This is a genomic window from Pseudomonas sp. 22515 (genome assembly GCF_052044625.1).
GTDB lineage: Bacteria > Pseudomonadota > Gammaproteobacteria > Pseudomonadales > Pseudomonadaceae > Aquipseudomonas > Aquipseudomonas alloputida.
The window spans coordinates 1-8,690 of record NZ_JBQENN010000041.1 but is presented as its reverse complement, the minus strand read 5'-3'; the positions used below and the strand labels follow the sequence as shown (position 1 = coordinate 8,690).

General features: G+C 64.3%; 8 protein-coding genes. All 8 read left to right on the top strand.

What is annotated here, in order from left to right; translation table 11 throughout:
* Window positions 1-223 precede the first annotated feature (223 nt).
* The 8 genes from ccoG (at window position 224) to ACTJJN_RS25480 (ending at window position 8,635) form a co-directional block, all read left to right on the top strand.
* Window positions 224-1,639 (top strand): cytochrome c oxidase accessory protein CcoG, encoded by a 1,416-nt coding sequence (gene ccoG / locus ACTJJN_RS25515; protein WP_004577070.1) that lies wholly within the window; start codon window positions 224-226, stop codon window positions 1,637-1,639.
* A 15-nt stretch (window positions 1,640-1,654) separates the two neighbouring features.
* Window positions 1,655-2,185, top strand: a complete 531-nt coding sequence (locus tag ACTJJN_RS25510; RefSeq protein WP_012051692.1) for a FixH family protein — start codon at window positions 1,655-1,657, stop codon at window positions 2,183-2,185.
* Between the two features lie 92 nt (window positions 2,186-2,277).
* Window positions 2,278-4,752, top strand: a complete 2,475-nt coding sequence (locus ACTJJN_RS25505) for a heavy metal translocating P-type ATPase (RefSeq protein ID WP_087535591.1) — start codon at window positions 2,278-2,280, stop codon at window positions 4,750-4,752.
* A complete protein-coding gene (gene ccoS / locus ACTJJN_RS25500) occupies window positions 4,731-4,946 on the top strand; it encodes a cbb3-type cytochrome oxidase assembly protein CcoS (RefSeq protein WP_003254296.1) in 216 nt (71 codons plus the stop codon). The genes ACTJJN_RS25505 and ccoS overlap by 22 nt, the downstream gene beginning before the upstream one ends.
* Window positions 4,903-5,622, top strand: a complete 720-nt coding sequence (locus ACTJJN_RS25495) for a sulfite exporter TauE/SafE family protein (protein ID WP_219732908.1) — start codon at window positions 4,903-4,905, stop codon at window positions 5,620-5,622. Before ccoS ends, ACTJJN_RS25495 begins: the two co-directional genes overlap by 44 nt.
* 105 nt (window positions 5,623-5,727) lie before the next feature.
* The gene (hemN, locus tag ACTJJN_RS25490; RefSeq protein WP_014755840.1) at window positions 5,728-7,110 is read left to right on the top strand and encodes an oxygen-independent coproporphyrinogen III oxidase; all 1,383 of its coding nucleotides are present in this window, start codon (window positions 5,728-5,730) and stop codon (window positions 7,108-7,110) included.
* Between the two features lie 186 nt (window positions 7,111-7,296).
* Window positions 7,297-8,031, top strand: a complete 735-nt coding sequence (gene fnrA / locus ACTJJN_RS25485; RefSeq protein WP_003254301.1) for a Crp/Fnr family transcriptional regulator FnrA — start codon at window positions 7,297-7,299, stop codon at window positions 8,029-8,031.
* A 55-nt stretch (window positions 8,032-8,086) separates the two neighbouring features.
* Window positions 8,087-8,635 (top strand): adenine phosphoribosyltransferase, encoded by a 549-nt coding sequence (locus ACTJJN_RS25480; RefSeq protein WP_009683910.1) that lies wholly within the window; start codon window positions 8,087-8,089, stop codon window positions 8,633-8,635.
* The last annotated feature ends 55 nt before the right edge of the window (window positions 8,636-8,690 follow it).

Here is an 8,690-nt window from a genome sequence, read left to right as displayed (position 1 = left end):
AGGCCGGTACTGGCACAGCGTTTCTCGCAGGCTGATGACCTGGATCAATTGACACCCGCCATAACACGTTTCACACCACGAACCCAACGCGACTAAAGGTCGCAGTGCGATCCCATACCGCCCTCAGCGGCGTATCATGGACCGCAGAGCGCTAGCAGATTGCGCGAGACTGCGGCCCGCACGCACAGGCCGCGGCGTTTCTCCACTGCCGTGGGACTTGATGATGAGCAAGCAAATTCCGGTACATGATGTCACCCCGCCTGCCAGCAAAGGGAAGGATTCCGTCGACCTCTACGCTTCCCGGGAAAAGATCTACACCCGCGCCTTCACCGGCCTGTTCCGTCGCCTGCGCATGGTTGGGGGTGCCGCACTGTTCCTGCTGTACTTCGGCACCGTGTGGCTGAACTGGGGAGGGCACCAGGCCGTGTGGTGGAACCTGCCCGAACGCAAGTTCTACATCTTCGGCGCCACCATCTGGCCGCAAGACTTCATCCTGCTCTCGGGCATTCTCATCGTCGCCGCCTTCGGCCTGTTCTTCATCACGGTGTTCGCCGGCCGGGTGTGGTGTGGCTACACCTGCCCGCAAAGCGTGTGGACCTGGATTTTCATGTGGTGCGAAAAGGTCACCGAGGGTGACCGCAACCAGCGCATGAAGCTCGACAAAGCCCCCATGAGCGGCAACAAGTTCCTGCGCAAATTCACCAAGCACAGCCTGTGGCTGCTGATCGGCTTTGTCACCGGCATGACCTTTGTCGGCTACTTTTCGCCGATCCGTGAGCTGGTGGTCGAATTCTTCACGGGCCAGGCCGATGGCTGGGCCTACTTCTGGGTCGGTTTCTTCACCCTCGCCACCTACGGCAACGCCGGCTGGCTGCGCGAACAGGTGTGTGTGTACATGTGCCCGTATGCACGTTTCCAGAGTGTGATGTTCGACAAGGACACGCTGATCGTGTCCTACGACCCGCGCCGTGGCGAAACCCGCGGCCCGCGCAAGAAAGATACCGACTACAAAGCCCAGGGCCTGGGTGACTGCATCGACTGCACCATGTGCGTGCAGGTCTGCCCGACCGGCATCGACATCCGTGACGGCCTGCAGATCGAGTGCATCGGCTGCGCCGCCTGTATCGATGCCTGCGACAGCATCATGGACAAGATGAACTACCCCAAAGGGCTGATCAGCTACACCACCGAACACAACCTGTCCGGGCAGAAGACCCACCTGCTGCGCCCGCGCCTGATCGGCTATGCCGTGGTACTGCTGGTGATGATGATCGGGCTGGCGACGGCCTTCGCCACCCGTTCGCTGGTCGGTTTCGACGTCAGCAAAGACCGCGTGCTGTACCGCGAAAACGCCCAGGGCCGGATCGAGAACGTCTACAGCCTGAAGGTAATGAACAAGGATCAGCGCGATCACGTCTACGTGCTGGACGCCGCCGGCCTGCCGGACCTCAAGCTTGAAGGCCAGCGCGAGATCCGCGTGGCCGCCGGTGACATCGTCAGCCTTCCTGTGCAGCTGTCGGTTGCCCCCGAGAAGCTGCCATCGACCACCAACGAAATCACCTTCATCCTCAAGAGCGCCGACGACAGCGACGCCCAGGTTGAAGCCAAGAGCCGTTTCATCGGCCCACAGATCCGCTAAGAGAGATAACGCACAATGCCTGCCGCCACCGCCGCCAGCCCCTGGTACAAGCACCTCTGGCCCTGGATCATCATCGGCATTCTCACCACCTCGGTGTGCCTGAGCCTGACCATGGTCAGCATCGCTGTGCACAACCCGGACAACCTGGTGAATGACAACTACTACGAGGCCGGCAAGGGCATCAACCGCTCGCTGGACCGCGAGCTGCTGGCGCAGCAGCTTGGCCTGAAAGCCAGCGTGCATCTGGACGAACTGACCGGCGAAGTGGACCTGCGCCTGACCGGTAGCAGTGGCCCGCAAAACCTGGAGCTGAACCTGATTTCGCCAACCCAGCCAGAGAAGGACCGCAAGGTGCTGCTGAGCCGTGTCGAAGCAGGGCGCTATGTGGGACAACTGGAGGACAAGGTCGACGGGCGGCGCTTTGTGGAACTGCTGGGCAACGAAGGGGGCCAGGTGTGGCGCCTGTTCGAAGAGGAAAAAGTGGCGCATGGTGTGACCTTGCAGTTGGGTGACGAAGCCCTGCAAGGCGCCGAACACCAACAGTAGCAACACCGCAAATCCCTGTGGGAGCGGGCACGCCNTTCGCGGGCGCGCCCGCTCCCACAGGGTTTCCTATCTGCCTGAGCAGTGTCTGCCCTATGACCCAACCGACCCCCTGCTACCACTGCGCCCTGCCCGTCCCGGCCGGCAGCCGCTTCACCGCCGTGGTCCTCGGCCAGCCGCGGCAGTTCTGCTGCCCCGGTTGCCAGGCGGTGGCTGAGTCGATCGTCGCGGGTGGCCTGGAACATTACTACCAGCACCGCAGCGACAACAGCGCCAACCCCGAAGCCCTGCCCAAGCAACTGCAGGACGAACTGGCCCTGTACGACCGCAGCGACGTGCAGCAAACCTTCGTCCGCCACCAGGGCGAGCTGGCCGAAACCACCTTGCTTGTCGAGGGCATCAGCTGCGCCGCCTGCGGCTGGCTGATCGAAAAGCACCTGCGCAACCTGCCCGGTGTCGCCGAAGCCCGGTTGAACCTGTCCAACCACCGCTTGGCGCTGAACTGGGACGACAAGCAGCTACCGCTGTCGCGCCTGCTCGCCGAACTTCGCCAGATCGGCTACGCCGCCCACCCCTACCAGCCTGACCAGGCCGCCGAGCAATTGGCCCGGGAAAACCGCAGCGCCCTACGCCGCCTGGGCGTGGCCGGGCTGCTGTGGTTCCAGGCGATGATGGCGACCATGGCCACTTGGCCGGAATTCAACATCGACCTGACACCCGAGTTGCATACCATCCTGCGCTGGGTGGCGCTGTTCCTGACCATTCCCATCGTGTTCTACAGCTGCGCGCCCTTCTTCAAGGGCGCGGCGCGCGACTTGCGAACGCGCCACCTGACCATGGACGTTTCGGTGTCGCTGGCCATTGGCCTGGCGTTCGGCGCCGGCATCTGGACAGCCATCACGGGCAGCGGCGAGCTTTATTTCGACACGGTGGGCATGTTCGCCCTGTTCCTGCTGACCGGCCGCTACCTGGAGCGCCGCGCCCGCGAGCGCACAGCGGCGGCCACTGCGCAGCTGGTCAACCTGCTGCCCGCCTCATGCCTGCGCCTGGACGCCATCGGGCGCAGCGAACGCATCCTGCTCAGCGAGTTACAGTGCGGCGACACCGTGCAGGTGCTGCCCGGCGCGGTCATTCCTGCCGACGGGCGCATCGTCGAGGGCCGCTCCAGCGTCGACGAATCGCTGCTGACCGGCGAGTATCTGCCGCAACCACGCCGGGTGGGTGAGCGGGTCACTGGCGGTACGCTGAACGTCGAAAGCGCGCTGAATGTGGAAGTGGAAGCCCTCGGCCATGACTCACGCTTGTCGGCCATCGTCCGCCTGCTGGAACGCGCCCAGACTGAAAAACCGCGCCTGGCGGAAATCGCCGATCGCGCCTCGCAGTGGTTCCTGCTGTTCTCGCTACTGGCCTCGGTAGCCATCGGCCTGTGGTGGTGGCACCTGGATCCGGCACGGGCGTTCTGGATCGTGCTGGCCATGCTCGTGGCCACCTGCCCTTGTGCCCTGTCTTTGGCTACGCCAACCGCACTGACCGCCGCCACCGGAACCCTGCACAAGCTTGGTCTGCTGGTCACCCGCGGCCACGTGCTGGAAGGCCTGAACCACATCGACACGGTGATTTTCGACAAGACCGGCACACTGACCGAAGGCCGCCTGACCTTGCGCAGCATCCGCCCGCTCGGCAGCCAGGCCGCCGACCGCTGCCTGGCCCTGGCCGCGGCGCTGGAAAACCGCTCCGAACACCCCATCGCTCGCGCCTTTGGTCGTACCGCCACGCCTGCCGATGACGTACAGAGCGTACCCGGCCTGGGCCTGGAGGGGCTGGTCGACGGCCAGCGCCTGCGCATTGGTCAGGCTACCTTCGTCTGCGCCTTGAGTGGTGCGGAAATCCCCGCTGTGCCCGAGCCGCGCGGCCAGTGGCTGCTGCTGGGCGACCGCCAGGGACCCATGGCCTGGTTCGGCCTGGATGACCGCCTGCGCGACGATGCCCCGGCCCTGCTCGCTGCCTGCAAGGCGCGCGGCTGGCACACCCTGCTGCTGTCGGGCGACAGCTCGCCGATGGTTGCCGAAGTGGCCGCGCAGCTGGGTATCGAGCAGGCCATTGGCGGCCTGCGCCCGGATGACAAACTGGACCGCCTGAAAGCCCTGCAGGCTGACGGGCGCAAGGTGCTGATGCTCGGCGACGGGGTCAACGATGTACCGGTACTGGCCGCCGCCGATATCAGCATCGCCATGGGCAGCGCCACCGACCTGGCCAAGACCAGTGCCGACGCCGTCTTGCTGTCCAACCGCCTGCAAGCGCTGGTGCAGGCGTTCGAGCTGGCCCGCCGCACCCGCCGCAACATCCTCGAGAACCTGCTGTGGGCGACCCTGTATAATGGCCTGATGTTGCCGTTCGCCGCGCTCGGCTGGATCACGCCGGTGTGGGCCGCCATCGGCATGTCGGTCAGCTCGCTGATCGTGGTGCTCAATGCCTTGCGCCTGACCCGTATGCCAGTGGCCTCGGGCCCGCTGCCCCACGAAGCCCCTTTACCCGGGAGGAAGTCGCCATGCCCGCCCTCTATGTCATGATCCCGGCAGCCCTGCTGCTGGTCGGCGTGGCCGTGTACATCTTCTTCTGGGCGGTCGACAGCGGTCAGTACGATGACCTTGAAGGCCCCGCCCACAGCATCCTGTTCGACGATCAGGACCCGCGCCACCAGGCGGCAGTGAAGCTTGACGATGCCCCGGCCGACACCGACAAGGAACCACCGCCCCGTGCCTGACCTGCTTGCGCTGCTGGGCTCGGCACTGGTCCTTGGCCTGCTAGGGGGCGGTCACTGCTTGGGCATGTGCGGTGGCCTGATGGGCGCACTGACCTTGGCCATCCCCCCCGAACAACGCGGCAAGCGCCTGCGCCTGTTGCTGGCGTACAACCTGGGGCGCATTTTCAGCTATGCCTGCGCCGGCCTGCTGCTGGGCCTGGCCGGCTGGGCCGTGGCCAGCAGCCCGGCAGCGCTGGCGCTGCGGGTGGCTGCAGCGCTGCTGCTGATTGCCATGGGCCTGTACCTGGCCGGCTGGTGGAGCGGGCTGACCCGTATCGAGGCGCTGGGCCGCGGGTTGTGGCGGCATATCCAGCCGATGGCGTCGCGCTTGCTGCCGGTGTCCAGCCTGCCCCGGGCGTTGCTGCTGGGCGCCTTGTGGGGCTGGCTGCCGTGCGGTTTGGTGTACAGCACCCTGCTGTGGGCCGCCAGCCAGGGCAACGCCGGGTACAGCGCGGTATTGATGCTCGCGTTCGGGTTGGGCACCTGGCCGGTGTTGCTGGCAACCGGGCTGGCTGCCGAACGGGTAAACGCCCTGTTGCGGCGACGCAGCGTGCGCGTGGCGGGCGGCGTGCTGGTGATGCTATTCGGTATCTGGACCCTGCCGGGCCCACACCAGCACTGGCTGATGGGGCATTGACGGGGGCTGCAAAGCAGCCCCAATGCCCTTGATACAAATCAACACAGTTTCCTACAGACGGCCATAGACTCCGGTGCACTGCTGCTCTTTCCGGGGACTACCCTCATGCTCGACGACCTCCGTTGGGATACCGACCTGATCCGCCGCTACGATCTCGCCGGGCCACGCTACACCTCTTACCCAACCGCTGTGCAACTGCACAGCGAGGTGGGTTCGTTCGACCTGCTCAACGCCCTGCGCGAGAGCCGACGGGCCGTGCGCCCGCTGTCGCTGTACGTGCATGTGCCGTTCTGCGCCAACATCTGCTACTACTGCGCCTGCAACAAGGTCATTACCAAAGACCGTGCGCGCGCCGCGCCCTACCTGCAGCGCCTGGAGCAGGAAATCCAGCTGATCGCCTGCCACCTGGACCCTAAACAACGTGTTGAACAGCTGCATTTTGGCGGCGGCACACCGACCTTCCTCAGCCATGTGGAACTGCGCCAGCTGATGGCCACCCTGCGCCAGCACTTCCACCTGCTGGACGACGATTCCGGCGACTACGGCATCGAGATCGACCCTCGCGAAGCCGACTGGTCGACCATGGGCCTGCTTCGCGAACTGGGCTTCAACCGCGTCAGCCTTGGCGTGCAGGACCTCGACCCGGCCGTGCAGCGCGCAATCAACCGCCTGCAGAGCCTGGAGCAGACCCGCACTTTGATCGAGGCTGCGCGCACGCTGCAGTTTCGCTCGGTCAACCTCGACCTGATCTACGGCCTGCCCAAGCAAACCCCGGAAGGCTTTGCCCGCACCGTGGAAGAAGTGATCCGCCTGCAGCCCGACCGCCTGTCGGTGTTCAACTATGCCCACCTTCCCGAGCGCTTCATGCCGCAACGGCGCATCGACAGCAACGATCTGCCCAGCGCGGCCGCCAAGCTGGAGATGCTGCACGCCACCATCGACCAACTGACCGCCGCCGGTTACCGCTACATCGGCATGGACCACTTCGCCCTGCCCGACGACGAACTGGCCATTGCCCAGGAAGAAGGCACCTTGCAGCGCAACTTCCAGGGCTACACCACCCACGGGCACTGCGACCTGATTGGCCTGGGCGTGTCGGCGATCAGCCAGATCGGCGACCTGTACTGCCAGAACAGCAGTGACCTCAACACCTACCAGGACAGCCTGTCCAACGCCCAGCTGGCTACCCAGCGCGGCTTGCTGTGCAACCACGACGACCGCATACGCCGGGCAGTGATCCAGCAACTGATCTGCCATTTCGAGCTGGATTTCGAACCCATCGAACAGGCTTTCACCCTGGATTTTCGCGGCTACTTCAACGACCTCTGGCCCGAGCTGCTGACCTTGCAGCGCGACGGCCTGATCAGCCTGGACGACAAGGGCATTCGCATCCTGCCCGCCGGCCGGCTGCTGGCGCGCTCGGTATGCATGGTGTTCGACGCGTATCTGGCGATGCACAACCGCCAGCGTTTCTCGCGAGTGATCTGAAAAACAAGGCGTTCAACCGCATGGACAAGCTTCCTTGTCAGGCACACTATGAGCACACAAGGACTCCCGGCAGGCCACCTGCCGGGGTTTCGCCAGCGCGCACCATCATTGCGCACACTGGCCTACACCCTGTGTCGTGAGTTACCCTTACGACTTATGTGTGCTTTCCCACAAGGATCGATTCAAATGTCCGAGCCAGTCAAACTGCGCCCACACAACCAGGCCCATTGCAAGGATTGCAGCCTGGCCCCCCTGTGCCTGCCTCTTTCGCTGAACCTGGAAGACATGGACGCGCTGGATGAAATCGTCAAACGCGGGCGGCCGCTCAAGAAAGGCGAGTTCCTGTTCCGCCAGGGTGACAGTTTTGGCTCGGTCTACGCAGTACGGTCCGGGGCCCTGAAAACCTTCAGCCTCAGCGACAGCGGCGAAGAGCAGATCACAGGCTTTCACCTGCCCAGCGAACTGGTCGGCCTGTCAGGCATGGATACCGAGGCCTACCCGGTATCGGCCCAGGCCCAGGAAACCACTTCGGTGTGTGAAATCCCCTTCGAGCGGCTGGACGAGCTGTCGGTACAGCTGCCACAGCTACGCCGCCAGCTGATGCGGGTGATGAGCCGCGAAATCCGCGACGACCAGCAAATGATGCTGCTGCTGTCGAAAAAAACCGCCGACGAGCGCATTGCCACTTTCCTGGTCAACCTGTCGGCGCGCTTCCGTGCCCGTGGCTATTCGGCCAACCAGTTCCGCCTGAGCATGTCGCGCAACGAAATCGGCAACTACCTTGGCCTGGCGGTAGAAACCGTGTCGCGGGTGTTCACCCGCTTCCAGCAGAACGGCCTGCTGCGCGCCGAGGGCAAGGAAGTGCACATCCTCGACCCGATCCAGCTGTGCGCGCTGGCCGGTGGTGCAATCGAGGCCTGAGGCCGGTCTTTAGCGGGTATACTTGGGCATTCGTTTTCCCAGGATACCCGCAACAATGCACAGCGACGCCTTCGACCTCAAAGCCCTGATCCGCCCGGTAGTGGACTTCCCCAAACCGGGTGTGATCTTCCGCGACATTACCCCGTTATTCCAGTCGCCACGCGGGCTGCGCTATGTGGCCGATCAGTTCATCGAGCGCTATGTCGAGGCTGAATTCAGCCACATCGGCGCCATGGACGCGCGGGGTTTCCTGATCGGCTCGATCATCGCCCACCAGCTGAACAAGCCGCTGATCCTGTTCCGCAAGCAGGGCAAGCTGCCGGCTGACGTGTTGAGCGAGGGTTACCAGACCGAGTACGGCGAGGCCTTCCTGGAAGTGCATGCCGACAGCCTGTGTGAAGGCGACTCGGTGCTGATCTTCGATGACCTGATTGCTACTGGCGGTACGCTGCTGGCGGCGGCGAACCTGGTGCGTCGTACTGGGGCGCAGGTGTTCGAGGCGGCAGCGATCATCGACCTGCCGGAACTGGACGGGTCGCGCCGGTTGCAGGCGGCCGGGGTGCCTACCTTCTGCCTGACCGAGTTTTCCCTCAGCGAGTACTGAGTGGGCTTTTGGGGCTGCTTTGCAGCCCATTCGCGGGTAAACCCGCGCCTACAAA

Excerpts from the sequence above, each read along its gene's own strand:
- ACTJJN_RS25480 (WP_009683910.1), top strand. The coding sequence starts at position 8,087 with ATGCACAGCGACGCCTTCGACCTCAAAGCCCTGATCCGCCCGGTAGTG.
- ccoG (WP_004577070.1), top strand. The coding sequence starts at position 224 with ATGAGCAAGCAAATTCCGGTACATGATGTCACCCCGCCTGCCAGCAAA.
- ACTJJN_RS25505 (WP_087535591.1), top strand. The coding sequence starts at position 2,278 with ATGACCCAACCGACCCCCTGCTACCACTGCGCCCTGCCCGTCCCGGCC.
- ccoS (WP_003254296.1), top strand. The coding sequence starts at position 4,731 with ATGCCCGCCCTCTATGTCATGATCCCGGCAGCCCTGCTGCTGGTCGGC.
- fnrA (WP_003254301.1), top strand. The coding sequence starts at position 7,297 with ATGTCCGAGCCAGTCAAACTGCGCCCACACAACCAGGCCCATTGCAAG.
- ACTJJN_RS25510 (WP_012051692.1), top strand. The coding sequence starts at position 1,655 with ATGCCTGCCGCCACCGCCGCCAGCCCCTGGTACAAGCACCTCTGGCCC.
- hemN (WP_014755840.1), top strand. The coding sequence starts at position 5,728 with ATGCTCGACGACCTCCGTTGGGATACCGACCTGATCCGCCGCTACGAT.
- ACTJJN_RS25495 (WP_219732908.1), top strand. The coding sequence starts at position 4,903 with ATGCCCCGGCCGACACCGACAAGGAACCACCGCCCCGTGCCTGACCTG.